Annotated in this window: 27 protein-coding genes; 9 read left to right on the forward strand and 18 right to left on the reverse strand. The window is 69.6% G+C overall.

Annotated features, from left to right (window positions below; genetic code table 11):
- Positions 1-26 precede the first annotated feature (26 nt).
- Positions 27-914 (reverse strand): discoidin domain-containing protein, encoded by an 888-nt coding sequence (locus RIE08_12080; GenBank protein MEQ8718338.1) that lies wholly within the window; start codon positions 912-914, stop codon positions 27-29.
- Entirely contained in the window at positions 911-1,672 is a 762-nt protein-coding gene (locus RIE08_12085; protein ID MEQ8718339.1) for an alpha/beta hydrolase, read from the reverse strand. The genes RIE08_12080 and RIE08_12085 overlap by 4 nt, the downstream gene beginning before the upstream one ends.
- A gap of 410 nt (positions 1,673-2,082) precedes the next feature.
- Here RIE08_12085 and RIE08_12090 point away from each other — a divergent pair, with 410 nt between their 5' ends.
- Both RIE08_12090 and RIE08_12095 read left to right on the forward strand, forming a co-directional pair.
- Complete coding sequence (locus RIE08_12090) at positions 2,083-3,348, forward strand: diguanylate cyclase (GenBank protein ID MEQ8718340.1); 1,266 nt, start codon at positions 2,083-2,085, stop codon at positions 3,346-3,348.
- 297 nt (positions 3,349-3,645) lie between these two features.
- A complete protein-coding gene (locus RIE08_12095; protein MEQ8718341.1) occupies positions 3,646-4,275 on the forward strand; it encodes a hypothetical protein in 630 nt (209 codons plus the stop codon).
- Here RIE08_12095 and RIE08_12100 read toward each other — a convergent pair.
- The 5 genes from RIE08_12100 to RIE08_12120 all read right to left on the reverse strand — a co-directional run bounded on the left by RIE08_12100 (position 4,272) and on the right by RIE08_12120 (position 9,003).
- Positions 4,272-5,198 (reverse strand): mechanosensitive ion channel, encoded by a 927-nt coding sequence (locus RIE08_12100; GenBank protein MEQ8718342.1) that lies wholly within the window; start codon positions 5,196-5,198, stop codon positions 4,272-4,274. The genes RIE08_12095 and RIE08_12100 overlap by 4 nt on opposite strands.
- 9 nt (positions 5,199-5,207) lie before the next feature.
- Positions 5,208-5,789 carry a TetR/AcrR family transcriptional regulator gene (locus RIE08_12105; protein MEQ8718343.1) on the reverse strand — a complete coding sequence of 194 codons (582 nt, stop codon included), beginning with the start codon at positions 5,787-5,789 and terminating at the stop codon, positions 5,208-5,210.
- The gene (locus RIE08_12110) at positions 5,786-7,408 is read right to left on the reverse strand and encodes an MFS transporter (protein MEQ8718344.1); all 1,623 of its coding nucleotides are present in this window, start codon (positions 7,406-7,408) and stop codon (positions 5,786-5,788) included. Before RIE08_12110 ends, RIE08_12105 begins: the two co-directional genes overlap by 4 nt.
- Positions 7,409-7,534: 126 nt before the next feature.
- Positions 7,535-8,299: a carboxymuconolactone decarboxylase family protein gene (locus RIE08_12115; protein ID MEQ8718345.1), complete on the reverse strand. Its 765-nt coding sequence runs from the start codon at positions 8,297-8,299 to the stop codon at positions 7,535-7,537.
- Positions 8,296-9,003: a DUF2461 family protein gene (locus RIE08_12120; protein ID MEQ8718346.1), complete on the reverse strand. Its 708-nt coding sequence runs from the start codon at positions 9,001-9,003 to the stop codon at positions 8,296-8,298. Before RIE08_12120 ends, RIE08_12115 begins: the two co-directional genes overlap by 4 nt.
- Positions 9,004-9,080: 77 nt before the next feature.
- Between RIE08_12120 and RIE08_12125 the strand changes: the two genes are divergently transcribed.
- From RIE08_12125 to RIE08_12140, 4 genes are all read left to right on the forward strand, one after another.
- Positions 9,081-9,407, forward strand: a complete 327-nt coding sequence (locus tag RIE08_12125; protein ID MEQ8718347.1) for a PadR family transcriptional regulator — start codon at positions 9,081-9,083, stop codon at positions 9,405-9,407.
- A gap of 1 nt (position 9,408) precedes the next feature.
- Positions 9,409-9,993, forward strand: coding sequence for a hypothetical protein (locus tag RIE08_12130; GenBank protein MEQ8718348.1), 585 nt, complete (start codon positions 9,409-9,411; stop codon positions 9,991-9,993).
- Positions 9,994-10,180: 187 nt separating this feature from the next.
- Complete coding sequence (locus RIE08_12135; GenBank protein MEQ8718349.1) at positions 10,181-11,125, forward strand: CHAD domain-containing protein; 945 nt, start codon at positions 10,181-10,183, stop codon at positions 11,123-11,125.
- A gap of 72 nt (positions 11,126-11,197) precedes the next feature.
- Positions 11,198-11,791 (forward strand): hypothetical protein, encoded by a 594-nt coding sequence (locus RIE08_12140; protein MEQ8718350.1) that lies wholly within the window; start codon positions 11,198-11,200, stop codon positions 11,789-11,791.
- Between the two features lie 6 nt (positions 11,792-11,797).
- Here the strand turns inward: RIE08_12140 and RIE08_12145 are convergent, their stop codons facing one another.
- From RIE08_12145 to RIE08_12160, 4 genes are read right to left on the reverse strand one after another with little or no spacing between them, the layout of a single operon-like run.
- The gene (locus RIE08_12145) at positions 11,798-12,793 is read right to left on the reverse strand and encodes an FAD-dependent oxidoreductase (protein MEQ8718351.1); all 996 of its coding nucleotides are present in this window, start codon (positions 12,791-12,793) and stop codon (positions 11,798-11,800) included.
- Positions 12,748-13,926: an acetyl-CoA C-acyltransferase gene (locus tag RIE08_12150; GenBank protein ID MEQ8718352.1), complete on the reverse strand. Its 1,179-nt coding sequence runs from the start codon at positions 13,924-13,926 to the stop codon at positions 12,748-12,750. Before RIE08_12150 ends, RIE08_12145 begins: the two co-directional genes overlap by 46 nt.
- A gap of 60 nt (positions 13,927-13,986) precedes the next feature.
- Positions 13,987-14,775: a PIG-L deacetylase family protein gene (locus tag RIE08_12155; GenBank protein MEQ8718353.1), complete on the reverse strand. Its 789-nt coding sequence runs from the start codon at positions 14,773-14,775 to the stop codon at positions 13,987-13,989.
- 7 nt (positions 14,776-14,782) lie between these two features.
- Complete coding sequence (locus RIE08_12160) at positions 14,783-15,262, reverse strand: VOC family protein (GenBank protein ID MEQ8718354.1); 480 nt, start codon at positions 15,260-15,262, stop codon at positions 14,783-14,785.
- Positions 15,263-15,338: 76 nt separating this feature from the next.
- On the opposite strand from RIE08_12160, the gene arfB reads away from it, so the two are divergent.
- Together arfB and hrpB are read left to right on the forward strand one after the other, a co-directional pair.
- A complete protein-coding gene (gene arfB, locus RIE08_12165; GenBank protein ID MEQ8718355.1) occupies positions 15,339-15,767 on the forward strand; it encodes an alternative ribosome rescue aminoacyl-tRNA hydrolase ArfB in 429 nt (142 codons plus the stop codon).
- 3 nt (positions 15,768-15,770) lie between these two features.
- The gene (gene hrpB / locus RIE08_12170; GenBank protein MEQ8718356.1) at positions 15,771-18,290 is read left to right on the forward strand and encodes an ATP-dependent helicase HrpB; all 2,520 of its coding nucleotides are present in this window, start codon (positions 15,771-15,773) and stop codon (positions 18,288-18,290) included.
- A 24-nt stretch (positions 18,291-18,314) separates the two neighbouring features.
- On the opposite strand, the gene RIE08_12175 is transcribed toward hrpB, so the two are convergent.
- The 6 genes from RIE08_12175 to RIE08_12200 are packed head-to-tail and all read right to left on the reverse strand — an operon-like array spanning position 18,315 to position 23,785.
- Positions 18,315-19,388 carry a cytochrome d ubiquinol oxidase subunit II gene (locus RIE08_12175; protein MEQ8718357.1) on the reverse strand — a complete coding sequence of 358 codons (1,074 nt, stop codon included), beginning with the start codon at positions 19,386-19,388 and terminating at the stop codon, positions 18,315-18,317.
- Complete coding sequence (locus RIE08_12180) at positions 19,385-20,821, reverse strand: cytochrome ubiquinol oxidase subunit I (protein ID MEQ8718358.1); 1,437 nt, start codon at positions 20,819-20,821, stop codon at positions 19,385-19,387. The genes RIE08_12175 and RIE08_12180 overlap by 4 nt, the downstream gene beginning before the upstream one ends.
- A 3-nt stretch (positions 20,822-20,824) precedes the next feature.
- Positions 20,825-21,403 (reverse strand): phosphoribosyltransferase family protein, encoded by a 579-nt coding sequence (locus RIE08_12185; GenBank protein ID MEQ8718359.1) that lies wholly within the window; start codon positions 21,401-21,403, stop codon positions 20,825-20,827.
- A 10-nt stretch (positions 21,404-21,413) separates the two neighbouring features.
- Entirely contained in the window at positions 21,414-21,800 is a 387-nt protein-coding gene (locus tag RIE08_12190; GenBank protein ID MEQ8718360.1) for a globin, read from the reverse strand.
- The gene (locus RIE08_12195; protein ID MEQ8718361.1) at positions 21,797-22,210 is read right to left on the reverse strand and encodes a thioesterase family protein; all 414 of its coding nucleotides are present in this window, start codon (positions 22,208-22,210) and stop codon (positions 21,797-21,799) included. The genes RIE08_12190 and RIE08_12195 overlap by 4 nt, the downstream gene beginning before the upstream one ends.
- A 6-nt stretch (positions 22,211-22,216) precedes the next feature.
- Entirely contained in the window at positions 22,217-23,785 is a 1,569-nt protein-coding gene (locus tag RIE08_12200) for an AMP-binding protein (protein MEQ8718362.1), read from the reverse strand.
- Positions 23,786-24,019: 234 nt separating this feature from the next.
- Here RIE08_12200 and RIE08_12205 point away from each other — a divergent pair, with 234 nt between their 5' ends.
- Positions 24,020-24,688, forward strand: coding sequence for a DNA-3-methyladenine glycosylase I (locus tag RIE08_12205; protein MEQ8718363.1), 669 nt, complete (start codon positions 24,020-24,022; stop codon positions 24,686-24,688).
- Positions 24,689-24,699: 11 nt separating this feature from the next.
- On the opposite strand, the gene RIE08_12210 is transcribed toward RIE08_12205, so the two are convergent.
- Entirely contained in the window at positions 24,700-26,655 is a 1,956-nt protein-coding gene (locus tag RIE08_12210) for an ABC-F family ATP-binding cassette domain-containing protein (GenBank protein MEQ8718364.1), read from the reverse strand.
- Positions 26,656-26,803: the final 148 nt, after the last annotated feature.

Consider the following 26,803-nt stretch of genomic DNA (forward strand, 5'->3'; position numbering starts at 1 on the left):
GACGAGTCGGGGCCGGCAGCGGCCGGTCAACCGCTCTCGTAGACGGCGATGTCGATCGCCCCGACGTTGCCGCCGGTGGACGTCTCCACGTCGAAGCGCAGCTCCGAACCCGTCGCGGTGAACTGCGCGATGCGTTCGTCGGCGGGTGATCCGGCCGGGAAGGGCCCGAAGGTCTCGCCGCCGTCGACGGTGACCGTGAACGTGTCGGTGATCGCCGATCCGTCCGCCATCGAGCGGGTGACGAACGACACGCCGCCGATCTCGGTGGCGCCGCCGAGGTCCACGGTGATGAATCCCTCGTCGCCGTCGCCGCGGGTGGACCACTCCGTGCCGGGATCACCGTCGATGGCGTTGGTCGCCGCGAACGCGGCGGAGAACTCCGAGCTGAAGTCGCTCACCGTCGCGGCGGGGGTGAGGTTCTGGCCGAGGCCGAGCTCGTCGGCCGAGGCGCCACCCTCGACCGGCTCCGTGACGGGAATCGTGAACTCGAGGGTGTCGGAGCGGAACTGACGCCCGTCGGCTGTGGTCCCCTGGACGCGGAAGGCGTAGGGCTCGCCCTGGACGAGGTCCGGTAGGAATACGTCGTGTTCGATGATCCCGGTCCCGTTCATCGCGAGGCTGTTGTTGAACCGCCCGAACGTTCCGTCCTCACCCCAGACGATGGCGCAGATCATCGGCTCTGTGGTGGTGACCCGGAAGATGCCCCGGGTCGGGTCGGCGGGGTCGGCCTCGAACACGAAGTCGCTCGCCTGCACCTCGGCGAAGTCGAATATCTCCGCGTTGTCGCCGCCTTCGGCGGACCCGTCCCCGTCGGTGCCGGATTCATCGTCGTCGTCGCCGCAGGCGGCGGCGAGCAGGGTGAGGGTCAGGAGGGCGGCGAGCAGGCGGGCGGCTGAGCGGCGGCGGGGTCTCATCGGGTCCAATCCAACCACGACCCGACCACCTGTGCGGCGCGGTCGGCGTCTTCACGTCGGGTGAGGAGGTGATCGGCGCCCGGCATCGCCCAGAACGCCTTGGGTTGGTCAGCGGCGGCGAAGATCTTCTCGCCCTCGCTGATCGGGACCACCTCGTCGTCGGTCGCATGGACGACGAGCAGCGGCCGCCCCAGTTCCGCGGTGGCGTCGGCCTGGTCGTGGCGGTCGAGGTCCTCGAGGAAGTCGGCGGAGATGGGGAAGTCACGCCCGGCCACGGTGATGACAGCTTCTCCGCTCGCGCGTATCTCGTCGGTGGAGTCAGCGAAGAGGCCCCGCACGTGGCCCGGGCTGGCCGGCGCGCCGATCGTCACGATCGAACGCACCGTCTTGAGTCGGTGCGCTGCCAGGAGTACCGCGGCGCCGCCGAGGCTGTGGCCGACGAGCCCGCACGGTCCGTAGCCACGTTCGAGGAGGGCGACGGTGGCCCGGGTGAGGTCCCCGATGTTGGCCGACACGGTCGAGGCGGTGAACTCGCCGCCGGAGTCACCGAGACCGGTGAAATCGAAACGCAGGACCGCGTAGCCGCGATCGGCGAGCGAATCGGCGAGCCGGGTCATCGTATGCAGGTCCTTGGAGCACGTGAAGCAGTGCGCCAGGAGCACCGACCCGGTCGGATCTTCTGGCAGGTGGAGCACGCCGCTGAGGTGGGCGCCGGTCGCCCCTACGAAGGAGATCTCTGATGTCGTCGCATCGGCCATCCCCCGATTGTGGGCGCCCGGCGTCACTTCGGCGAGTCGGGTTGACCGGAGCTCTCCTGCAGTGGCTGAGGTTCAAGTCCCGACGGCTCCCTTTCGTCTGCGCGAGGTCCGCACGAGGCTGATGGTCGTCGCGTCCCGGGGGACCTACGTCCGCTGCACGACGACCTGCGACTGAACGACCCCGGGAGCCAGCCGAAGCCGGCAGGGAGATCGGCGAGCCAACCCCTGAGAGGAGAACCGGAGGCCACGACCGGCAGCCCGTGCCGATCGGCCTCTCAGGAACAAGTCGGAGGTTCGAGCGGACGGCCCTTGCGCGGGACCTTCGGCTCTCGCAGGGAGTCCCGAGAAGGCCGATGGTTCTTGTGGCGGCACAGATCCCCTCATCCACCGACGACGATGGGTCGGAATCCATGAACGTGCCTTTGGAATACGACGAGTCGTACCTCGTGGCCATGTACAAGGCGATGGCGGATGCCCAACCCGCACTGCTCTGGGCCTCGGACACGACAGGCGCCTGCACGCACTTCAACGCGACCTGGCTGGCCTTCCGCGGCCGGAGCGAAGAGTTGGAACGCGGCGAGGGCTGGTTCGAGGGGGTCCATCCCGACGACAAGCAGTACTGCATGTCGGTCTACCTCGATGCGTTCGCACGGCAGGAGCGCTTCGAGATGGAGTACCGCCTGCAACGCCACGACGGCGTCGACCGCTGGATTCTCGACATCGGGGCGCCCTGGGCGCTGCCCGATGGTGCCTTCGCAGGCTACATCGGTGTGTGCTTCGACGTCACCGAGCACCGGGAGCGACTGGCCCGGATAGAGGACGACCGGGATGGGCTCGCGAGCACGCTTGATGCACTGCCAACCGCAGTGGTGGCGATCGACTCCTCCGGGAAGGTGACCGGTGGCAACGACGCTGCCGTGGCGCTGTTCGACGCCGCCGGCGGTTCCCTCGTCGGCGCGGATGCTGCGTCACTGGCCGACTCGTTCCTCGACCGGGGAGGGCGACGTCAAGAAGACGCTGCGGCAGCCGACCAGCTGCCCGCTGACTCCCCGGAGCGCTGGTCGGGCGAGCATGGCTTGACGACCGATGGCCAGGTGAGGTGGTTCACGGTGAGCGCCACGTGCGTGCCCGGCGTGGATGGAGTGGCCGCCTCTACGGTCGTTACCTTCACCGACGTGACCCAGCACCACCTCGTCGAGCGGATCCTGACCCTCGAGGCCCACCAGGACCCGCTCACCGGCCTCGCCAATCGGCGTGCCCTTTTCGAGCGACTCGAGGACATGTGGAACGCTCCGGAGGGCATCGTTGTGATGATGGTCGACGTCGACCACTTCAAGTCGATCAACGACAGCTACGGGCACGCCGTGGGGGATGAAGTGCTGACCGCGGTGGCGCGACGTCTCCGCGCGTCGGTGCGACCCGACGACGTGGTCGCGCGGCTCGGCGGCGACGAGTTCGCTCTCGTCTGCTCGGCCGATTCCGGACACAGTGCCCTCCGCGCCCGAGTCGTCTCCGAGTTCGCCTCGGCCGTTTCCACCACGGCAGGCCCGATTCAGGTGCGGGTCAGCGTGGGCGTCGCGGACTCCAAGGCGGGGGACACGCCGGGCGATCTGCTGCGGAAGGCCGATCAGTCCATGTATCGGCACAAGCGGCAGGCGCGGGCCGCCTCGCAGTGACAGAGGGACCTCATTCTGACGTGCGACGGGGCAGCGACAGGTTGGTACTTCACGAACCGACCCGACCGCGGCACGATCACAGGCCCAAGCAGTCCGCAGTAGGAGCTCGTCAGGCTCACTGGGCGTTGAAGTGCCCGCTCAGAGTGGCGCCCTCTCCGTCTGATCGCCTCTGATCAGCGGTTCCGACGTTCGAGAGCTGTCTCATCAGGAGCTGCCGAACCTGGGAATGTGTTTCGGCGATCGAGGCTCGGGGTATCGGATTGACCGGACACAGATCCCATCGACCCCCGGAGAACCATGAGCTCGAAGAACCGGCGATCGGACACCAGGAGGCCCAACCGGGCAGTTGTCAGTCGACAGCCCGCAGCGCTCGGGTCTCGTCTCAGTGGCCTGGTGGCGGCGCTCGCCGCTGTCGTGTTGCTCGCCGCCGCGTGCGGTAGCGATGACATCGCAGCTCGAGGTGGCACGGTCGACGAGATCGTCGCGGGCGAGATCGCCGTCGGGTCGCCCGTCGAGATCGAATCGTTCATCATCTCAGCGATCGAAGGTTCCAACTCACCCTCGTTCTCGTTCTACGTGAGCGGGGCCGACTCCCGCGCCGAGCCACTCTTCGTCACCGGTGTGGAAGACCTCGATGGTGCGGACGCGGGGGATCTGGTCCGGATCATCGGCACGGTCGGCGAAGTGACTTCGGTTCCCGTGCTGCCCGATTACAGCGCCGATGTCGTCGTCGTCGCCACCGACGTGACCCTGCTCGAGGAGGGTCAGCTCGACGAAGGCGACTTCGACGACAAGACGGACGCACCCGACCCGACCGACGTGGAGCGTGACGAGCCCGTCACCGAGGACCCCGACGGTCTCGTGGGGCCGGATTCGGACATCCCCAGCGGTGGCGAGGGCGTACCCCAGTATCCGGCCACTTCCTAACCGGGCCCAGCCTCGTCGTGAGCCTCGGGCCGGGCGCGCACGGGTTCCCAGGTCTCCTGCGCCTGCTGGACGACGTCGGTCGAAACGACCTCCACCCCCGCGTCTTCGAGCCGGGTGTGCACCGACCGCGTGATCTCGTCGATCACCGAGCGGGCGCTGCGGGTCGGGACCACGAAACGTGCGGCGAGACGCATGTAGTCCTCGTCGGCCGACACGAACACCCTCGGCTCGACCTCGGTCGCCGGCACGGGGAAACGTGACCGCACCTCGCGCATCGCCTCACGGGCGCCTGCCGAATCGGAGAGCCGGTTCGCCTCCTCCTCGAGGATGACGACGGCGGTCGACCAGTCACCGTGGTGGGGTACGGCGACGCTCAGTTCCTCCCAGATGTATTCGAAGTAGCTGCTGTAGTTGAAGACCGGCGACGTGAACGTCGCCTTGTTCGATATCGAGACGACGCGGCCGGTGAACTGCCGACCCTGGACCCAGGAGCCACCGCCCGCCGATCCGATCTCCATCATCCGTGTCTTGAGAAGTGAGATGTCTATGACGTCTCCGCTCACGCCGTCCATCTCTATGCGGTCGCCCACTCGGAAGACGCGGCCGAACGTGATGTTGAACCAGCCCGCGATCGCGCCGATCACCTCCTGCATGGCGAAGGCCAGTCCGGCGGTGGCGAGACCGAGAGCGGGGGCGAGGTTCCCGTCGAGCGGCTTCCAGACGAATACCAGGGCGACGGCGACGGTGATCCACATCGCACCTCGGACCAGGCGCCGGGCGTTGTAGCGCTGGGTGGGATCGTCGACGGTGGTCGCGACGACACGGCCCACCGTCCACGCGACGAGCACGGCTCCGAGGACGACGGCGCCGGTGATCGCCCAGCGGCCTGCCGTCGAGTCGAAGGTGAAGTCCGCGAGGATCATGACGGTCGATCAGTCATCGCTGCCGATCAGCTGGTCGACGATGCGGCCGACCTCGTCGACGGGATAGGCCTCGTGGAGCAGGAGCCGTCGGGCGAGGATCGGCCCGATCAGCGCCTCGGCCAGGATGCGGACGTCGGTCCCCTCTGGAAGGTCGCCCGAGGCCACGCCCTCGTTCAGGAAGTCCTCGAGGACGCCTCGTCGACCGCAGGTGTAGGCGCGGTGCATCTCGCGGACGTCGCCGTCTCGTTCGGCGGCGTCGATCATCGCCGGCAGGCACGACGACCACGTCGAGTCGTTGACGGCCCGGGTGATCTCCACGAGGTAGCCGGCGAGGCGCTCGCGGAAGGCCCCCGTCTCGGGGACGAGCACCGTGGACTTCAGCGTCGCCAGGGCGTCCTCGACGAGGTCGAGCTTGCCGCACCAGTGTCGGTAGATCGTCGACTTGCCGACACCGGCGCGCGCCGCGATCGCCTCCACGGCGAGAGCGCCGTAGCCGACTTCGCCCAGCAGCGCGAGGGTCGCTTCGAGGATGACCTGGCGGGATCTCTCGACCCGCGGGTCCACCGCGGTGGCCGAGGGATCGGCTGTCATGACGGACCTTCCGCCGCCACCTTGCGGGCGTTGTCGGCGAGCACGGCACGTTCCGACGCCGACAGGGCGTTGTCGGTCACCGCGGCTTCGGCCCGACGCCCGAAGATCGCCACGCCGACGCCGCACAGGCCGGCGATGATCGTCGCGACGAACATGACCGTGTTGTATGCCCCGCCGAACGCGTCGGCGGCGCGGGACGCCACCTCGGCGCCTGAGGCGCCAGCCGTGGCGACCACGCCCTGGGCCTGTCCGACGGACTCAGAGGCGAGTTCGGCGGACTCGGCGTCGAGCCCGAGGCCGTCCAGCGAGATCTCGTTGCGGTAGGCGGAGGTCGCGATGGATCCGAGAACTGCGATGCCCAGGGCGCCGCCGAGCTCCCGGGTCGTGTCGTTGATGGCCGACCCCACGCCGGCCTTGGACATCGGGACCGAGTCCATGATGGCTCCGGTCGACGGGGCGGCGGTCAGAGCCATTCCTGCGCCGAGCAGGATGAGCGAGATGGTCAGGATCAGATACGAGGTGCCCAGGTTCGCCACCGCGAGGATGGCGAAGCCGGCCGCGGTCGCCGCGAAGCCCGCTGTCAGTACGGGAGTCCGTCCGAACCTCTCTGCCCAGCCCGCGCTGCGGGGCGCGAAGACCACCATGGCCAGCGCGAACGGGAGGGTTGCGAGGCCGGCGTCGAGGGGGGAGTAGCCCCGTCCGAACTGGAGGAACTGGGTGAAGAGGAAGAAGAACCCGAACATCGAGAAGAACGCCACCGTGATCACGACGGATCCCATGGTGAACCGACCGTCCTTGAAGAACTGCAGGGGCAGCATCGGGAACCGGGTCCGGGCCTGCCAGACGACGAAGCCGGTCAGCGTCACGATGGCGACGACGAAGCCGGCGAGGACGAGGCCGTCACCCCAGCCGCGCTCAGGACCTTCGATGATGCCGAACAGCAGTGCCGCCAGGCCGACGAGTGACAGGACTGCGCCGACCGGATCGAGCGGGGTTGCGTCGTCGTCGCGTGAGCGGGGTGAGTACACGGCCACGGCTGCGATCGTGAGTGCCACGACGGGGATGTTGACGAGCAGAGCCGATCCCCACCAGAAGCCCTCCAGCAGCGCGCCGCTGATGATCGGTCCGATGGCTCCGCCGGCCCCGGCGAAGCCGGCCCAGAGGGCGATGGCCTTGGCCCGTTCGTTGGGGGGGAACACCGCGGAGATCAGCGAGAGGGTGGCCGGCATGACGAAGGCCGCACCGATGCCGCTCACGCCGCGCCCGATGATCACCTGGACGGGTTCATCGGCGAGGCCGCTGATCGCCGAGCCGAGCGCGAAGATGACAAGGCCTACCAGCAGCGCACCCTTGCGACCGAAGCGGTCACCCAGAGCTCCCGCCGTCAACAGGAGCCCGGCGAAGACGATGGCGTAGGCGTCGATGATCCACTGCAGTTCGGTGGCCGTCGCCCCGAGTTCGCGTTGCATGTTGGGGATGGCGACGTTGAGTCCCGAGACGGACATGACGACCATCACGAGGCTGAGGCACATCACGCCCAGCAGGATCCAGCGCCGGGCGTGGATCTCAGGGTCTTCGTGCAGTGGGCGGCTGGGGTCGGCGGCGACGGGGGGTGCCATCTCGACGTCATCTCCGGGTTGTCGGACGTGCAACTGTGAAACGGGACCGTTTCGTATCGAACGAAACGCTACCGTCTCACATTTGCGCCGACAACCGAATTTGCGAATGCGTCCGACGTAGAGCGGTCAGCTCACGACGATGGCGTCTGATCCCCACGGGGTGACCGTGCCCGTCGCTCCGTCCCGGAACCGGTCCGGCAGTTCGTCGACCATGTCCCAGGCCATGGACAGTCGCCCGAATCCCACGCAGAGGGCGATGGTCATCCCGAGTTCCACGACCTCCGCGTCGGAGAAGTGCTCGCGCAGCATGACGAAGGTGTCGTCGTCGATGGACCAGTGGTCGGCGGCCATGAGGTCCGCGAATCGCAGCGCGGCGCGCTCGGCGTCTGTGAGGTCGGTCGCCTCATCCGGTGCCTGCAGCTGGCAGACGAGGTCCTCGGTGACCCCGTCGTTGACCGCGTCCGCATAGCGGATCGCCATGCAGCTGCGGCACTGGTTGTGGAAGGCGATCCGGAGTCGGACCAGCTCGAGTAGGCGTCGGGGGAGCAGGCCGGGTGTCTTCATCGCCCCGGCGAACTGCGCGTACGCCTTGGCCAGCTCGGGTCGATGGCCGTAGATCCGCATGTTGCCGAGTTCGAGTGGTGTGCGGTGGTCGGCGTCGACCATCTCCGCCAGTTCCGGGTCGAGCTCTGATGCCGACAGCATCGGGATACGCGCCATCTTGTTCCCCCTGGGTAGCTGGTCCAATGGTGCCATGCCGACACCGCCTCCGGTACTTCGACGTGACGCCGGCACCTCACCTGGTACCGCGGGCCAGTGCGTCGGACAGCGAGCGCTCACCTGCTCCGCGAGGTCCCAGAACAGCTCCTCGGATGCGGTGCGGTCACTCATGTGAGGTTCTCCTGTAGCCAGCGGTGCACGGGCCCGCACTGCTCCAGCCTCCGCGCCGCCCAGGTCACGAAGCGGGCGTTGCGTGCGGCGGCGGGGATCGGTTCGGACCACCGGACCCAGAATCCCTTGTGGCGCAGGAGGTCCGCCCGGGGGTGGTCGGCTCCCCAGGGGGCCGGGACCCGCTTGAGTTCCTGCCCGTGGACCTCGGCACCCGTGGCCGATGCGAGCGTGGCGATGACCGCCTCGAGTTCGGCCCCGGGCGCACCGGCGACGGCGTCGCGCCACCGCTGCCTCACCGGGCCGTCGAATGAGAGCCCGCTGGAGAAGCCGACGTCCTCCGCGGTGAGCCGTAACCAGAGTGTCGGGGTGCGTCGCCTGTCGGTCCCGCCCCACCAGGTGAGCAGCAGGTGATCCTTGTAGAGAGTCGATGTGTCGCGGGCGAAGCGCAGATCCCGGTTCAGCGGCGAGATGGACCCGCCGACCTTCGTCTCCCAGACCAGGCCGTCGTCGACCGAGGATCGAAGCCGGTCGCCGATGTCGCCAACGAGCGCTCTTGCCGGTTCGATCAATTCGCTGGCCACGCGTGGCTTGCGGTCGTGGTACTCCTCCCGGGTCCAGCCAGGGAGCTCGTCGACGATCCCGAGGCCGGCACGGAAGCCGGCGAAGCCCTCAGAAGGGCGATCGGTGTGGGTCGCTGCGTTCATGGCATGATCCTGCCAGCGTCGTGTGACACCAGTCGACACGCGTTGATCGTTATATCGGATACCGCTATATTGTTGCCGTGACGGTTCCACGATCCCACCTGCACGTGTTGGTCGTCCTCGCAGCCGGTGACAGCCACGGCTACGGGATCATGGCCGAAGCCGACGAACTCACCGGTGGGCGGGCCGGCCTCGGTCCCGGTTCTCTGTACGCGGCACTCGGTCGACTCATCGACCTCGGCCTCATCATCGAGACCGACGAGCGCCCGAGCCCCGAACTCGACGACGCCCGGCGCCGCTACTACCGCATCACAACGCAGGGCCGTGCCGTGCTGGCCGAAGAACTCGCACGCCTGGACCGCATCGTCGCCTACGCCCGTTCCAACAACGTCGCCTGGACCACCTGAGATGCCGACCCGTCGCGTGCGCCGGCACCTGGCGATCTACAGGCAGGTCTGGCGCCTGGCACCGCCCACGCACCGCGCGCGCCACGAGGCCGACCAGTTGGCACTCGCGGAGGACCTCGTGCGCTTCGGCGGGTCCGCGTGGCACCTCTGGCGCTCCGTGCCCGGCGACCTGGCCCGCGTGGCGAAGCTCCACCTGCGTGACACGGTCGGTCACCTGTGCGGAGGACTCGCCGCCCTCGGCGCGGCCGCCGAGGTGATCCTCGCCGCGGTCCTCACGGTCGTCCTCCTCTGGGTGGGCGGCACGCCGGTCGTGGTCGGCTTCATCGCAGCAGGGCTCGTCGCCCATGGCGCGCTCGTGGGAGCAACCCTGCGCACGACGCCACGGGGCCCGGCGGGACGGGGTCTCACCGTGGTCGAGACGTGCATCGCCGTGGCAGCCCTCGGGTGGACGGCCGTCGCGTCGGCTCGGCTCGTGGGCGCGTCTGATCCGGAGTACGGGCCGGTCGTCGTGTCGGCGGCGGTCGCTGCGACGGCGTGCGCATCGCTGATCCATCGCCTGGCGCCACCGGCGGCCACCGCCACCTGAGCCTGTGACCACCGGCCGCGCCTACCGGTCGTGCGGCCCCGACACCGAGGTCGCGGTGATGTCGCGGTAGATTCGCGACCGGCCGGAGCTCCCCGACGCTGGAATCCGAACGGGACCTGCCGATGGTCTTCTCGTCGGGCGAGGGGCCCCGCACACATCGACCTGGCGGTATGGGAAGGATTCTCCCGTGAGTTACCGGTTCGAGACCGGCGAGCGCGTCGACGACGCAGCCCGCCGCATCGCGGACGAACAGATACAGGGAGCTCTCGCGACCCTCGACGACCTCGACCATCTCGGCATCGTCGAGTCGGTCCACGACGTCCGCAAGCGCTGCAAGAAGCTGCGCGGCCTGGCCCGTCTGGTGCGGCCCTCGCTCGGCGGGGGGTTCAGCCGCCTCAACGTCCACTTCAGAGATCTCTCCCGGGGCCTGTCCGCGATACGCGACGCGCACGCCGTCCTCGAGACGTTCGACCACCTGGTCGAGGCCAACCGTCACCATGCACCCGGGGGCTTCCCCTCGGTGCGCGCTGAGCTCGAACGTCGCTCCGAAGAGGTGTCGGCGTCCCTCTCCGCCGGCGACGAACGTCTCGACGTCGCCCGGCGCCAGCTGCGTGCGGGCCGCCTGATCGCCGGGAGCTGGGATCTCGGCGACGACCTGGATGCGATTGCAGCGGGTGTGGGCGCGACCTACGCCCGGTCGCGCCGGGCGTTGAAACGCTCCGCCACGTCACCCGACGACGACGCTCTCCACGACTGGCGCAAGCGCGTCAAGTACCTCTGGTACGAGGTACGGCTCCTCGAGATGGCGGCGCCGAGCGTGCTCACCCCCATGGGGGACGGTCTGAAGGCCCTCTCCGATGCCCTCGGTGACGACCACGACCTCGCCGTCCTCTCCGCGTGGCTGCACGCCGGCGGCGAGGGTTTCGCAACGGCTTCCGAACGGTCCGAACTCGATCTCGTCCTGGCCCATCAGCGCGCCGACCTCCTCCGGCGCTCCCGCCGTCTCGGAGCGCGACTACTCGCAGAGGACACGCAGGCCTTCACGGCCCGCTTCGGCTCGTATCTCGCAACGTGGCGTGCCGTCGGCGACGAGCTCCCCTGCGGGAAGATCACCTCGCTCCCGTCGAGCTGACCCGCCCAGGCCAGCACGGTCGGGCTCCTGGAAGTTTCGCTCCGTCCCGGTGCGGGTAACCCTCGACGTGACATGACGAACACCACCCGAAACCCCCACCACGCCCCCGAGCCCCCGGTCGCCGTGGAGCTCCAGCCGTTCCGCGAGACCAACGTCGTGGCCGTGTACCCACACCCCGACCGTGCCCGCGAGGTGCTCGCCGCACTCGAACGCGACGGCCTCGACGGCGGGCAGGCGTCCTTCGTCTCGGGTGCCCCGCCCATGGGTCGCGCCGATCGCCGCTTCCTCGGCCTGACTGCCCGACGCCTCGGTGTCGGAGTGCTCGGCGGGGTTCTGGCCGGGCTGATACTCGGTGTCATCGTGGGCGGCGTCGTCTCGGCGACATCGGACACTTCCGGAGCAACGGTGTGGTCGGCCACCCTCGTGGGCCTCGCCGCCTTCGGGGCCGCGGTCGGCGCCTTCTACAGTCTCTTCGCCCGCTCCGCCGCCTCGACGGCGTGGCGTGAGACCTTCGCCGCCGACCCGGATGCCCCTGCCCGCATCGTGGTGCATCTCGACGACGGCGATCGCACCGACGACATCCGCCGCGTGCTGGAACTCGGTGGGCCGACGGCCATCAGTGTTCTGGACCAGCGCGGCCGCCCCATCGAGTCGCCGGCCCCCTGATCAGTCTCAGCGGGGGCGGGCGAGGACCGCAGCTGCGGCCGCCGCACCCGAGCAGACGGCACCCTCGACGCGTGCCGATCCGAAGGCGTCGCCCGCGAGAATCACCGGCGGGTCGGTGTCGAGAACGGCGCAGGCCTCGGGCCACAGCGTCACCGGTGCCGCGTAGCGCCACCGTTGGATCGAGAACCCGCTGACCCCAGCGCCCGACGTCCACGGCGCAGCGGCAGCCCACATCTCGGCCACCACCGTCTCGTCGTCGCTGCGCCACAGGCGCCGTGACGCCGCCGCGGTCGCGTGCAGCGTGAGAACCGGTTCGGTCGATATCCCCTTCGCGGAGTTGTCCGCGACGAAAGCCAGATCGGAGTCGGCGGGACGTTGAACCGCACCGGGCGCAGGCACCGCCGTCGGGCCGTCGGGGACGACCATCAGCGCGATCGTCGGCTCGTAGCGGATCGTCGCAAGGCGATCGTCGAGGTCCGGCGAGGCCACCATTCTGCTGGCCACCAACAGGGCCAGCGCCTGAGGCACGGGAGCCGTGACGATGTACGCGTCGGCCGGTTCGTCGCGAAGGTCACGCACGGTGTGCGAGACCGTGACGTCGAGATCCCGGGCGAGCCACTTCGCCAGATCGGTCATGCCGTCGCTGCCACGCCAGCGCACGTGGCCGTCATCGGCCTCGAAGCCCCGGCACCACTCGGCGACGACCCCGTCGGCGGCAGCCTCGTCGACGAGTGCCCGGAACACGTCGGTACGCACGGTGAAGAACTGGGCGCCGTGGTCAGCGCGTGCCGCCCCCAGACGACGGGTAGCCATGCGACCGCCGACCCCGCGCCCCTTGTCGAGCACGCGGACGTTCACGCCGGCGCGGACCAATTCCCGTCCGGCGGTCAGTCCGGCGAGACCCGCGCCGACGATGACGACGTCGATGACGTCCCTCCCCGTCGACGCGGAGCCGCTCAGACCTTCAGCAGCATCGCGTCGCCCTGACCGCCGCCACCGCAGAGGGTGGCCATGGCGAGCCCGCCGCCACGGCGTCCGAGCTCGAGGGCCGCGTGCAGAGCGAGGCGGGTACCCGATGCGCCGATGGGGTGACCCAGTGCGATTGCGCCGCCGTTGACGTTGACGATGTCGGTCGAGACACCCAGCTCGTCCATCGATGCGAGAGCGACCGCGGCGAACGCCTCGTTGATCTCGAACAGGTCGACGTCGCCGACACCGAGGCCGGCCTTGGCGAGCGCGGCGAGCGCGGCCTGCGATGGCTGGTTGAGAAGTGAGGTGTTGGGGCCGGCGACCTGACCGAAGCTGACGATCTCCGCCAGCGGCGCCAGCCCGAGTTCTTCCGCCTTGGCCTTGGACATCACGACGACGGCGGCGCCGCCGTCGGAGATCTGGGACGCGTTCCCGGCGGTGATGTTGCCCGACTCGGCGAACGCCGGGCGCAGACCACCGAGCTTCTCGGCGGTGGTGCCGGGCCGGATGCCCTCGTCTTCGGAGATGACGATCGGGTCACCCTTGCGTTGGGGGATCTCGAACGGGACGATCTCGGCGTCGAAGAGGCCGTCCTTCTGTGCGGCCGCGGCCCGCTCGTGTGAGGCCGCCGCGATCTCGTCCTGGGGCCCGCGGGCGATGTCCTTCGATGCCGCGTAGCGTTCCGTGCTCTCACCCATGGCGCAGATGTCGAAAGCGCAGGTCAGTCCGTCTTTCTGCATCGAGTCGTGGACCGTGCCGTCGCCGTAGCGGAATCCGGAGCGGCCCTCGAGCAGCAGGTAGGGGGCGCGCGTCATGTTCTCCATGCCACCGGCGACGACGATGTCCGCCTCGCCCGCGGCGATCATCAGGTCCGCCTGGTGGATGGCGTTGAGCCCCGACAGACATGCCTTGTTCACGAGGTGCGACGGAACGCTCATCGGCAGACCACCGGCCACGGCGGCCTGGCGGGCGGGGACCTGGCCGGACCCGGCCAGGATGACCTGGCCCATGATCGCGTAGTCCACGTCATCACCGGAGATGCCGGCTTTCGCGAGTGCACCGGCGATGGCGGCACCGCCGAGGTCTGTGGCGGAGACCGACGACAGGCCTCCCTGGAACTTCCCGATAGGGGTGCGGGCACCTGCGACGATGACGGAACCGGCCATGGTTCGGACCTCCGGATCAAACGAGCGTTTGGTCCTCCAACCCTACCGGCTGCGGCTACCTCAGAGCCGGGGAAGGGCCTCGAGCGGACCGACGGGACCGGTGCGGCGGTACCACTCGTAGCGGTAGACGGCGGCGAAGTCGCCCGTCGGGAGCTGCATCGCCGAGGAGGTCTCCGGTATCTGTGACTCGTGGGCCGCCATCGCCGCCCGCTTGGCGTCGAGCACGTCGGAGACATCCACGGTCACGTCGATCATGACCGTCGGCGAGCCGAGCGAGGTCGACGCGAGACCGAGGTCGGCTGGGCGGGGGCCGACACCGGCCTCCACGACGAGGTGGGTCTCGACGAAGTGCAGGTACTCGCGATCCACGGTCGCCTCGTAGACCGTGGCGATGCCGACGGTGGCCGCGGCCGCGACGCTCGCGCGGTGCACCGCGACGTGATCCGGGTGTCCGTAGATCCCCGTGTCGTCATAGGTGACGACGGCCACCGGGTTCTCGACCGCCAGGACCGCAGCCAGCGTCGACGTGACGTCGGCCGGGCTCGCGGCGCACAGCGAACCGGCGGGTGCGGGCCCGTCGCCGGCCATCCCGGAGTCACCGAAGGGGAGGAACCGCACTGTGTCGACGCCGAGGAGGTCGGCGGCATCGGCGGTCTCGGCGCGGCGCCGCTCGCCCAGTGTGGCGGTCCCGGCGCCCGAGGCTTCAGCGGTGGCGGCGCCCCGTTCGCCGCTCGTGGCGACGACGAGCACGACGCGCACGCCCGCCCTGGAGGCGAGCAGCATCGTCCCACCGGTGAAGATGGCCTCGTCGTCGGGGTGGGCGTGGACGAAGACGACGGTGTCCGCCACCGGCGCGTCAGTCCAGGTCGAGGTAGGTGGGGGAAGAGTGGTCGAGGGTCTCCTGGAGCTCGATCACGTTTCCGTCCGGGTCACGCCCGTACGTCGCCCGGTGGCCGGGGCCGAGTTCACCGGGAGCCGGCGGCGGCCGGTGGAACGTCATGCCGCCGGCCAGCAACCGCTCGTACTCGGCATCGATGTCGGTGACGTCGAGACAGAAGTGGGTGTAACCGGGCTCGTGCACGAGCCGGTGCGGATCGCCCGGACCGGGTTCGGGGGCGCTGTACTCGAAGATCTCGATGTGGGTGTTGGCGGCGCGCAGCATGGCCGTGCGTGACGACGAGTTCTCGAGTCCGACGATCTCGTCGATGAGGGTGCTGCCCCGGGGCCAACCCCCCTCGGCGACGACGGTGAAGCCGACCACGTCGCGGTAGAAGGCGACGAGCCGGTCGATGTCGCGGGTGGCGATGGCGACGTGATGAATCCCCCTGATGGCCATCGGGCAACCCTAGTTCCACCGCCGCCGGCGGTCCCCGCCGGGGTGCTCTCCGGTCGCCGACGCTACGGTCGCCGCCATGTCTGATCCGACCGGCGACCTTCAGGTGTCGAGCCATCTGGTCATTCCCGCGGCCGAGCTCGAGTGGCGGTTCTCCGGTTCGGGCGGTCCGGGTGGTCAGCACGCGAACACGGCCAACACCCGGGTGGAGCTGGTCTGGGACGTCGCCGGGTCCGCTGTGCTCAGCGCGTCGGACCGCGACCGGCTCGTCGCCGCGCTCGGCGAGGTCGTCCGGGTCGTGTCCGACGACGAACGATCCCAGTGGCGCAACCGTGTGGCCGCGTACGACCGCCTGGCCGATGATGTGCGCACAGCTCTGCGGCCCCGCAAGAAGCGGCGTGCCACCCGACCCTCTCGGGGGTCCAAGGAACGACGGCTGAAGGCGAAGAAGCAGCGATCGGACAAGAAGAAGAGCCGGCGCTGGAAGCCCGACGCCGGGCGCTGGTAACCGGTGGCTGACCCGTCGGACGGACCGCCCGACACCGGCCTTCCGGTAGAGAGCGTCGTCGGCGAACTGCGCGCGGCTCTGGCCGCACGGGGCTCGGCCGTGCTCACCGCCGAGCCCGGCGCCGGGAAGACGACCGTTGTGCCCCTCCGGCTGCTGGCGGAACCGTGGCTCGGCGACCGTCGCATCGTGATGCTCGAACCGCGCCGGATCGCCACCCGTGCGGCCGCGGCGCGGATGGCGTCGCTGCTCGGCGACGAGGTCGGCGGGATCGTCGGCTATCGCACGCGCGACGACCGGCGGGTGTCGGCCCGCACGCGTATCGAGGTGGTCACCGAGGGGATCCTGACCCGTCGCATCCAGAACGACCCCGAGCTGTCGGGGGTGGGCGCCGTGATCTTCGACGAGTTCCACGAACGCAACCTCGTAGCCGACCTCGGTTTGGCTCTGGCTCTCGACGTGCGGGCGTCGCTTCGTCCTGATCTGCGGCTCCTCGTCATGTCCGCCACCATCGACACGGCGGGGATCGCCGCTCTCGTCGGCGGTGGTGGCGAACCCGTTCCGGTGATCGAGGCCGCCGGACGCACCCACCCCGTCGACATCACCTACCGGCCGCGGGGCCGACGCGACCACCTCGAACCCGCCGTCGCCCGCGCGGTCATCGAGGCACTGGCGTCGGAGGGGGACGTCCTCGTCTTCCTGCCCGGCGCGGGTGAGATCCGCCGCAGCGCCGAGGCTCTCTCGGAGTTGCCTCCGGACGTCGACGTCCGGCCACTGTTCGGCGGTCTCAGCGCGGCGGAACAGGACGCGGCCGTCGCTCCCAGTCCGGCGGGGCGACGTAAGGTCGTGCTCGCCACCGACATCGCCGAGACCAGCCTCACCGTCGAAGGTGTGACGGCCGTCGTCGATGCCGGGCTGTCCCGTGAGCCCCGGTTCGATGCCCGTAGCGGGATGACCCGCCTCGTGACAGTGGCCGCCAGCCGGGACTCCGCCGACCAACGCGCGGGGCGCGCCGGGCGGACCAGGCCGGGGGTCGCCATCCGACTGTGGTCGAAGATGGAGCACGGGACGCGCCCACGGCGGCGCTCGCCGGAGATCACCCAGGTCGACCTGTGCGGTTTCGTCCTGGAGACGGCGGCCTGGGGTGTCGCCGATCCGACGACGCTCGCGCTGCTCGATCCGCCCCCCGGCCGTGCCCTCGACGAGGCCCGCCAACTACTGACCGACCTGGGTGCGCTCGACACGGAGGGACGCCCGAGCGAACTCGGCCACGCGATGACCGCGATCGGCGTTCATCCGAGACTTGCCCGCATGATCCTCGACGCGGTCCCGTCCGGGGACGGTGCGCTGGCGTGTCTTCTCGCAGCGCTCCTCGACGACCGCGACATCCTCCGGGGACGTCCCGACGATCTCCCCGTCGACCTCACCGAACGCGTACGTCTGCTCGTCGACCGGGGTCGGCGCCATCGCGCGCTCGACGTCGGTGCCCTGCACCGGGCCCGTGACCGCGCGGCCGACCTCGCACGCCGGGCCGCGGTGACCGACGACCACGTGAATCCGACCCACACCGGGCGCGTCCTCGCCCTCGCCTACCCGGACCGTGTCGCGGCCAAGCGCCCCACCGGCGTCGGCCGGTTCATCACCGTGGGTGGTGGCGGGGCGTGGATCGCCGAGTCCGACCCTCTCGCCGTCGAGGCGTTCGTCGTCGCTGCGGACCTGGACGGCAAACGCCGTGATGCCCGCATCCGGCTCGCGGCCGGCCTCGACCACGATGACCTTCTCGCCGACTTCGGCGACCGCATCGACGAACGCACGATCCTCATGTGGGACGACGGACGTGACGAGTTGACCGAACGTGTAGAGCGGCGACTGGGCGAGATCGCGCTCGACGTGGTGATACGCCGTCCCGAGCCGTCGCCGGAGGTGACGGCCGAACTCGTCGCCCGTGTGCGTCGAGACGGCCTCGACGTCCTCGGCTGGACGGACCGGTCCCGTCGGATCCGCTCCCGCGCGCAGTTCTGCCGACGGCACGGAGTGGGGGAGTGGCCGGATCTCTCCGACCAGGCCCTGCTGGACAGCCTCGAGGACTGGCTGGTCCCCCACCTCGACGGTGTGGCCACCTGGGCACGGCTGCGCCGTGTCGACCTGTCCACGGTCCTCATGACCCTCATCGGCTGGCACCACCGTCGCGAACTCGACCGACTCGCGCCGGAGACCGTCGCAGTGCCCAGCGGCCGCAACGTGGCGATCGACTACGACGCCGATCCGCCGGCGGTCGCGGTCCGGGTGCAGGAGATGTTCGGCGCCAGCGAGACACCCACCATCGCCGACGGAGCGGTGCCGCTGACGCTGCATCTGTTGTCGCCGGCCGACCGACCGGTTCAGATCACGAGTGACATCGCGGGGTTCTGGGCGGGTTCGTGGGCGGAGGTCCGTAAGGACATGGCGGGGCGCTACCCGAAGCACGCCTGGCCCGAGGACCCGACCGACGTCGATCCCCACCGCGGTCCGCGTCGCATGCGCTGACCCGTTCCCTGCGACCGCGTGGGGTCAGCCCCGGGTGGATTCGGAGCGCAGGCGTTCGAGCACCGCGGAGGAAGAGTCGGGCCGGTCGGCGGACTCCGAGAGCGCCCCGGTGTCGCTGAGGCGCAGCATCCAGGCCAACGGCGCGATGACCAGCACGGCGGCACCGCCGAACGCGATCAGCAGTCCCCACAGCGTCGGGTCCGAGGCGGCCGCTGCGTCGATGTCGATCTCGTCGACCAGCACCCACGGGTACTGCGCGACGCCCCAGCCGATGATGATCGTGGACACTGCTGCGACCGCCGGTAGACGCGCGACGGTGAAGGAGCGGCGTGCAAGGGCCCACATGGTTGCGCCGCCGCTCAGAGCTGACAGCGAGACGAGCACCAGGCCACGCCCCTCCAGCAGGGTGTCGGCCAGAGTCGGTGCGTCGGTCTCGAGGACGGCGATGCCGACGAGGGCCACCGCGCCGACGACGACCCCGGAGGCGAGCGCCCGGCGGCGGAACCACTCGGCCAGTTCCGCCTCGCCGTCGCGGTCGCTGTCACGTGTGAGGAACACGGCGGCCAGGAAGGCGCAGGTCCCGACGGCGAGGACACCGCCGAGTGCCGAGGTGGGGTTGATCCAGCTCGTCCAGAGATGACCGGTGCCTTCGAGGGGTACCCGGCCCGAGGCGATGCCACCCACCGCGGCGCCCAGGAACAGCGGCGTGATGACGGAGGACGACGCGAAGAGTGCTCCGAAGAACCGGGCTTCGCCGAGAGTCGTCGACGACTTGCGGAATGCGAAGGCACCGCCTCGGAACACGATCCCGGTCGCTGCGGCGATCAACGGGAGGTACAGGGTCCGGGCGATCGCGGCGAAGGGCTCCGGGAAGCCCGTCCACAAGAAGACGAGCACGAAGATCAGCCATACGTGGTTGGCTTCCCAGACCGGTCCGATCGACCTGTCGATGCGCGCCCGGGGCGCGGCGCCGGCGCGGTCGCCGCCCGCAGTCAGGTCCCAGAAGCCGGAGCCGAAGTCGGCGCCACCGAAGATCGCGTAGGCGAGCACGCCGGCCCACAGGATCGAGACGACGATCTCGGGAAGCTGCTCGCTCACCGGACCCGCTCCCGACCTGCGGGTGAGGTGTCGACATCGCCGGCAGGTGTGGCCGCGGGCCGCGGGCCGTAGGGCGTGGCGACCTCTTCACCGGCGTTCCAGCGGGCGGCGAGGCGTCGCAGGACGAACCACGCCGATGCGCCGAGTCCGACGTACACGACGATGAGCCCCGCGAGGAAGGGGGCGACGGTGTTGTCGGTGACGGCGTCGGAGACGCGTAGGACCCCGTTGGCGATCCACGGTTGGCGGCCGACTTCGGTCGTCGTCCATCCGGCCCACACAGCGAGCACGGAGGCAGGGCCGAGCGCGACGACCACCCAGCGGACGAAGCCGTCACCGAGGGGGATCTCCCGCGTCCGCCACCAGCGCCAACCGACCCAGGCGGCCGCGGCGAGCATGGCGACCCCCAGACCGATCATGAGCTGGAAAGAGAACCGTACGACGTTGACGGGTGGCGTCTCGTCGTCGGGAATGGCGTCGAGTCCGGTCACGGTGGCATCGGGATCGAAGTCCAAGATGAGCGACGTGAGCCCGGGGATCTCCACCTTGGCCCGGATCTCGCCACCTGACTCGAAGCCGAACAGGGCGAGGCCCGCCGGTCCCGTCTCCTCGTGGATCTCCATGGCGGCGAACTTCGCAGGCTGGGTGTCGGCGACGTGGCGGGCGACGATGTCGCCGGTGATCACCTGGATGGGGATGGCGATGCAGCCGACGACCAGGGGGATGACGATCCCGAGACGGTGGAGGCGGTCCCGTCGTCCCCGCAGCCATCCGATCGCGAAGATCGACGCCGTCCCGAATCCGGCCACCACGTATGTGGCCGGGAGCATGTGGGCGAACTGGGGCCACAGCGACTCGTTGAAGAACGCGGCCCACGGATCGACGTCGGTCACCTCCCCGGTCGCCAGATACGTGTCGATGTCGAAGCCCGCGGGTGTGTTCATCCAGCCGTTGACTGCCAGGATGCACAGGGTGCCGAACACCCCGGACAACCCGATGGGTATCAGCGTCGCCAGGTGGATTCGGGCGGGCAGTCCCTTCCAGCCGTAGAGGTAGATGCCCAGGAAGATGGCCTCGAGGAAGAAGAAGATGCCTTCGAACGCGAAGGCGAGTCCGATCACGTCCCCGAAATCACCCATGAGCCCGGGCCACAGCAGGCCCATGAGGAACGAGAGGACCGTCCCGGAGACCGCGCCGACCGCGAACAGTACTGCGGCGACCTTGCCGAGGCGCCGGGCGAGCAGCAGTGCGTCGTGGTCGGCGTTGCGAAGGCCGCGGCGGTGCACGATCCAGATGATCGTGGGCAGCGCGACGCCGAGGCAGGCGAGGACGATGTGGAAGCCCAGGGACAGGGCCATCATCCAGCGGGCAGCCAGGAGGTCGGTCTCGGCGGCGGCGAGGACCGGCGCGGTCAGGGCCGCGACGGGGAGCACGGACTATGTCACGCCGACGATCGGGGCGATCCCGAGGTCGGCGTAACCGATGAGAGGAAAGTAGGGCACCCCGACCGCAGCGAAGCGTTCGGCTGCCTCGTCCCCCCGGTCGACCACCGTCGACGCGGCCACGACGGTCGCACCCGTCGCCACGATCGCATCGTGGGCTCTGATTATCGACCCCCCGGTCGTGATGACGTCCTCGACGAGCAGCGTGCGGTCGCCGGGACCGAGCCGGGCCCCCTCGACGAGGCGGTTCGTGCCCCGCCCCTTCGGCTCCTTGCGGACGAAGAACCAGCGGCACCCGGCGACCGCGGCGACTCCGACCGCCAGTGCGTCGGCCCCCATCGTCAGTCCGCCGCTCGCGTCGAACTCGATACCGGCGGCGGTCACCTCGGCGACCATCACCCGACATGCGAGTTCGAGGTCGCTCCACTCGGCGAGGGCGACCTTGCCGTCGATGAACTCGCTCGACATCGCCCCCGATGCCAGCTTCACCGGTTCGGGGAGACGCGTGAGACCCTTGTTCTCGATGACGGACAGCAGTGCCGTCTTCAGGTCGGCGGCGTCGTCTGTGGTCACGGGGTCCGTTCTAGCGCACGTTGCGCAGGTGCTCCACGGCGGACGTGAAGTAGTCGAGCATCATCTGACGTGCCGGCTCCGGCGGTCCCGTCGCCTCGATCGCCGCGCTCATGTGGCCGAGCCACGCGGCCTGGGTGTCGGGTCCCACGGGGAACGGGGCGTGGCGCATCCGCAGACGTGGGTGGCCCCGCGTGTCCGAGTAGGTCGTCGGCCCGCCCCAGTACTGCATCAGGAAGAGGCGGAGACGCTCGTTCGCCCCGGCGAGGTCCTCGGACGGGTACAGCGGTCGAAGGAGGGGGTCCCCGGTCACCCCGGCGTAGAAGTGATCGACCAGGCGGGTGAAGAACTCCTCGCCGCCGACGAGGTCGAAGACGTTGACGGTCCCGGCTTCGCTCATCGCGCCACCCAGGGTTCGAGCGCCTCGGCGATCTCCGGGGTGATGCGCCGGAACGCGAGCTCGAGGTCACAGAAGGCACCCTTCGTGGACTGCCGGGCGATGACGTCGTCGCCGCGCACGAGGTGCTGTTCGAAGACGCAGGTCGTGCGGGCGAGTCGGCCGATCCAGGTCCTGATCGTCAACTCGTCGGCGAGTTCGGCCGCGGCCAGATAACGGGTGGTCAACTCGGCGACGATGAGCAGGTGCCCGCCGGCCCTGATGTCGGCCAGCGACGCTCCGGCTTCGGCGAGCATCTCGACGCGGCCGTGCTCGAACATCGGGAGGTAGGCCGCGTGGTTGACGTGGCCGTAGGCGTCGATCTCGGAGAAACGGACGCGCACGTCGACGGTATGGACCCGATGGTCAGCCACGGGGGATCAGCCGGCTGCGTCGAGTTCGCGGTCCCGCAGGACGCGTCGCAGGATCTTGCCCGACGCCGACTTGGGGATCTCGTCGACCATCTCGAGTGCCCGGATCTGCTTGTAGCTGGCAACCCGCTCCGCCACGAACGCCATGATCGACTCGGGGGTGGGGGAGGTCTGCGGCTTCGTGACGACGAACGCCTTGGGGATCTCGCCCGCCTCGTCGTCGGGGATCGGGATCACGGCCGCGTCCACGATGTCGGGATGTGTCAGCAGCAGAGCTTCGAGTTCGGCGGGCGGAACCTGGAAGCCCTTGTACTTGATGAGCTCCTTGAGCCTGTCGACGATCGAGAAGTCGCCCTCGTCGTCCACCTCGCCGATGTCGCCGGTGTGCAGCCAGCCCTCGTCGTCGAGGGTGGCGGTGGTGGCGTCGGGTCGGTTCAGGTACCCCTTCATCACCTGGGGGCCACGGATCCAGACCTCACCCCGGCCACCGTCTTCGGCGTCCTCGCCGGTCACCGGGTCCACCAGGCGGACCTCGGTGTTGGGGACCGGCGGACCGATCGTCCCGAACTTGTGGACGCCGAGGCGGCCGGCGTGGGTGACCGGGCTCGTCTCGGTGAGCCCGTAGCCCTGGATCACGTCCACGCCGAGGCGCTTGTGGACGGCCTCGGCGATGTCGGCGCCGAGCGGGGCCGCCCCGGAGGTGACGAGTTCCAGCGACGAGAGATCGTAGTCGTCGACAAGCGGGTGCTTGGCCAGGGCGAGGATGATGGGGGGGACCAGGTAGGCGAGTGTGATCTTCTGGTCCTGGAGGATTCCGAGGAACTGCTCGAGATCGAAGCGGGGGACGGTGACGAATTCCGCCCCCACGCGCATCGTGGCGTTCATCACGACCTGCAGGCCGTAGATGTGGAAGAACGGCAGGACCGCCATCACCCGCTGGTCACGATTCAGCGGGAAAACGGGGATGCTCTGTTCGATGTTGGCCACCAGGTTGCGGTGTGTGAGCTCGACGCCCTTGGGGAAACCGGTCGTCCCCGAGGAGTACGGCATGACGGCCACGCTCCCGGTGTCGACGGCGACATGTTCGGTGAGCGGCGGATGGCCGAGGAGATCGAAGAAGTTCGTCGTGCCCTCGACCGGGTCACCGATGACGATGATCTCGTCCAGGCCGCTCGTCTCGCCGGCCTCGCGCGCCACGTCGACGAACAGGCCGATCGTCACGATCCGGCGGGCGCCGGCGTCGCGCAGTTGGAATGCGACCTCCTCGGCCCTGTAGGTCGGGTTGACGGTCGTGACTGTTCCGCCGGCCATGAGAGCGCCGTGCATCGCGACGACGAACTCAGGGATGTTCGGCGACATGATCGCGAGCGTCTGACCCGGGCCGAAGCCGGTGGCGGCGAGCCCTCCTGCGAAGAGTTGTGTCGCGCCGAGAGCATCGGCGTAGCTGTAGGACCGTCCGGTGGGGCCGTCGACAGCCACCGTGCGTTCGGCGAAGTCGGCAGCGTGTTCGAACACGTAGGACGTAATGGGGAGATCGGGGATCTCGACGTCGGGGAGAGGGCTGCGGATGATCGCCATGGTGGTGAGCCTAGGCGACGGTCCCCCGGTCAGGTCGGGCGTCCCGACCCGACCGGTGGTCCGTCTCCCCCCTCCGGCGCTGCGTCCAGTGAGCGCATCCCGCCGTTCGCACTGGGAGCGACCGTAGAGGGGCAGACGGGGCGAAGCTGCGCGGGTCGGTGGGTTGACATCGCCTCGTAACGGGATCGCAAAGTCGTGACGGCGGGAGGCGGGCAGCCGGCTAACGTCTCGGCCGTGGCGGTCGACAGGTGGCTACGTGAGGGGCCCGACGCCCGGCTTCGCTGCTGGTGGGCGGTGGGCGACGATCCGGACAGGATCGACCATCTGTACCTCGACTACCACGACACCGAATGGGGGCGGCCCGTCACCGACGACCGGCGTCTCTTCGAGAAGATCTGCCTCGAGGGATTTCAGGCGGGTCTCGCCTGGATCACGATCCTGCGCAAGCGGGACCGGTTCCGGGAGGTCTTCGAGCACTTCGACCCGGCGGCGGTGGCCCGCTTCGGCGAGTCCGACGTGGAACGACTCCTCGGCGACGCGGGAATCATCCGGCACCGCGGCAAGATCGAGGCGACCATTTCCAACGCGGCCCGAGCTCTCGAGGCGATCGACGAGTTCGGTTCGCTCGCCGCCCACCTGTGGTCCTTCGAGCCCTCGGATCCGACGGACTTCGACGCCGTCGGCGACTCTCCGATCCCGTCGACGACGCCGGCCTCAGAGACGTTGAGCAGGGCGCTGAAGACGCGCGGCTGGCGTTTCGTCGGGCCGACGACCGTCTACGCGTTCATGCAGGCGATGGGCATGGTGAACGACCACCTGCCGGGCTGTGCGGCACGTGAGGTCTGCGAGGCCGAACGAGCAGCGCTGCGGCGGCCGGTGGCTGACGGCTCCGCGCGAGGTTGAACACCACGCGCTCAGGCGTGCTCCGCCTCCACGCGGGCCAACTCGGCGGCCGCGTCCTCCCAGCGGCTCATCAGGTCGGCCGCGCGGTCGCGGGCTTCGTCGTGGCGTGTCGTGAGGTCCCGTAGCCGGTCGGCGTCCTCGTACACGGCCGGGTCGGCCAGTTGGCCCTGAAGTTCCACCACGGAGGCCTCGGCCGATTCCCACTCCCTCTCCAGCTTCTGGAGTCGGCGTCGCACCGGTTCGGTGGCGCGGTGTCGGGCGTTGCGGGCCTCGGCCTGTTCACGCTTGTTCGGCGCCGTTCGCTGCGGGGAGGGGGCGCCCGAGCCCGGCTTCGCCTTCGCCTGTGGTTTCGTCGGCGCCGACCTGCCCGACGACGGTGAAGGCGGGTGCAGGAGAGTCTCGTCGACGCCCTCGTGGCGGGTCGCCCGCCCGTCGCGGATCACCACCAGCGCGTCCGCGACGTTACGGATCAGGTGGCGGTCGTGGGTGACCAGTACGACCGTCCCCGGATACGCCGACAACGCATCCTCGAGGAGGTCGCAGCTCGGCAGGTCCAGGTGGTTGGTCGGCTCGTCGAGCACGAGGAGGTTCACCGGCAGCGCCATGATCTTCGCCAGTGCCAGTCGGGTCCGTTCCCCGCCGGAGAGGTCGCCGACGAGGCGGTCGCCGGCGTCGCCCGAGAAGCCGAACGAACCGAGCAGCGTCCGCAGGTTCTTACCGTCGAGCGCACGGCCGATCGACGTCTTGAACTCCTCGTAGACGGTCCGGGAGAGGTCGAGGACCTCGGCCTGTTGCTGGTGGAAGACGGCGGTGTCCACGTTGGCGCCGTGCTGGATCGAGCCCCCGCTCGCTTCGAGCTCTCCGGTCAGCAGCTTCACGAGTGTCGACTTGCCTGCGCCGTTCGGTCCGACGAACGCCAGCTTCTCGCCGCGCTCGATGTGCAGATCGACCCCCGACAGGATGGTCTCGTCGTCGTACCCGACAGCCACGCCCTCGAGCTCGGCGATCACCCGTGAGGACCGCTGCGGTTCGGGGAACGCGAATCGGGCCTTGAGTTCCTCTCGGGTCGGCACCTCCACCGCGGCCAGCTTCTCGAGGGTCTTCAACCGGCTCTGCACCTGGCGGGCCTTGGACGCCTTGTAGCGGAAGCGCTCGATGAACCGTTCGACGTCGGCGACCTGGCGGCGCTGTTGCGCGGCCGCCGCCTCGGCCTGGGCGATGCGCTCCTCGCGGGCGACGACGAACTCCGCGAAGCCGCCCACGTAGGTGGCCGCCCGGCCACCGGCGATCTCGATGATGTGGCCGGCGACCGTGTCGATGAAGTCGCGGTCGTGGCTCACGAACAGCAGGGCCCCACCCCAGGCGGTCAGGTACTCCTCGAGCCACGCGACGCTGTCGACGTCGAGGTGGTTGGTCGGCTCGTCGAGCACGAGGAGGTCCGGGTTCGCGAGCAGTAACCGGGCGAGCTCCACGCGCATCCGCCAGCCACCGGAGAGCTGTCGAACCGGCCGGTCCGCGTCGCCCGGCCGGAAGCCGAGCCCAGACAGGACGCTGTGCGCCTCGGCCTCGAGCGCGTAGCCGCCGAGTTGGGAGAATCGGCTCTGGGCCTCGCCGTACGCGGCGATGGTCTTCTCGTCGGCCCCGGTGGCCATCGCTGCCTCGAGTTCGCCGAGGAGATGGGCGAGATCGGCGATCTCCCCGGCACCCGCGAGCACGGCTTCGAGAACCGTGCCGTCGCGGTCGGTCTCGGGCTCCTGGGGGAGGTACCCGACGGTCGTGCCCTTGGGTCGGTGCACCTCGCCGGTGTCCGGTTCGGCGAGGCCGACCACGATCTCGAGCAGGGTCGTCTTGCCGACGCCGTTGCCGCCCACGAGCGCGACGCGCCGGCCCGGATCGAGGGTCAGGGCGACGTCGTGGAACAGCGTCCGGCTTCCGAAGCTGCGAGACAGCCCGCTAGCGGTCAGCACGCCGGCACCCTAGTGGTGCGTCGTTGAAATAGCAAGGTGGGTTATGGTGGCAGTATGCCGGTGATGGTTGCTGCTGCGTTGAAGGTCTCCGACGCCGATCGGGTTGCGTTGGAGCGGATGTCTCGGTCGTCGTCGTTGCCGCACCGTC

This window comes from Acidimicrobiales bacterium (genome assembly GCA_040219085.1).
In the GTDB taxonomy this organism is placed as follows: Bacteria; Actinomycetota; Acidimicrobiia; order Acidimicrobiales; family JAVJTC01; genus JAVJTC01.

Coding starts and splice junctions, on each gene's coding strand:
- RIE08_12100 (MEQ8718342.1), bottom strand. CDS start 5,198: ATGATCCTCGCGGACTTCACCTTCGACTCGACGGCAGGCCGCTGGGCG.
- RIE08_12130 (MEQ8718348.1), top strand. CDS start 9,409: ATGCCGACCCGTCGCGTGCGCCGGCACCTGGCGATCTACAGGCAGGTC.
- RIE08_12200 (MEQ8718362.1), bottom strand. CDS start 23,785: ATGGCGATCATCCGCAGCCCTCTCCCCGACGTCGAGATCCCCGATCTC.
- RIE08_12080 (MEQ8718338.1), bottom strand. CDS start 914: ATGAGACCCCGCCGCCGCTCAGCCGCCCGCCTGCTCGCCGCCCTCCTG.
- RIE08_12105 (MEQ8718343.1), bottom strand. CDS start 5,789: ATGACAGCCGATCCCTCGGCCACCGCGGTGGACCCGCGGGTCGAGAGA.
- arfB (MEQ8718355.1), top strand. CDS start 15,339: ATGTCTGATCCGACCGGCGACCTTCAGGTGTCGAGCCATCTGGTCATT.
- RIE08_12160 (MEQ8718354.1), bottom strand. CDS start 15,262: ATGGCCATCAGGGGGATTCATCACGTCGCCATCGCCACCCGCGACATC.
- RIE08_12115 (MEQ8718345.1), bottom strand. CDS start 8,299: ATGAGTGACCGCACCGCATCCGAGGAGCTGTTCTGGGACCTCGCGGAG.
- RIE08_12140 (MEQ8718350.1), top strand. CDS start 11,198: ATGACGAACACCACCCGAAACCCCCACCACGCCCCCGAGCCCCCGGTC.
- RIE08_12190 (MEQ8718360.1), bottom strand. CDS start 21,800: ATGAGCGAAGCCGGGACCGTCAACGTCTTCGACCTCGTCGGCGGCGAG.
- RIE08_12110 (MEQ8718344.1), bottom strand. CDS start 7,408: ATGGCACCCCCCGTCGCCGCCGACCCCAGCCGCCCACTGCACGAAGAC.
- RIE08_12150 (MEQ8718352.1), bottom strand. CDS start 13,926: ATGGCCGGTTCCGTCATCGTCGCAGGTGCCCGCACCCCTATCGGGAAG.
- RIE08_12085 (MEQ8718339.1), bottom strand. CDS start 1,672: ATGGCCGATGCGACGACATCAGAGATCTCCTTCGTAGGGGCGACCGGC.
- RIE08_12095 (MEQ8718341.1), top strand. CDS start 3,646: ATGAGCTCGAAGAACCGGCGATCGGACACCAGGAGGCCCAACCGGGCA.
- RIE08_12120 (MEQ8718346.1), bottom strand. CDS start 9,003: ATGAACGCAGCGACCCACACCGATCGCCCTTCTGAGGGCTTCGCCGGC.
- RIE08_12090 (MEQ8718340.1), top strand. CDS start 2,083: ATGAACGTGCCTTTGGAATACGACGAGTCGTACCTCGTGGCCATGTAC.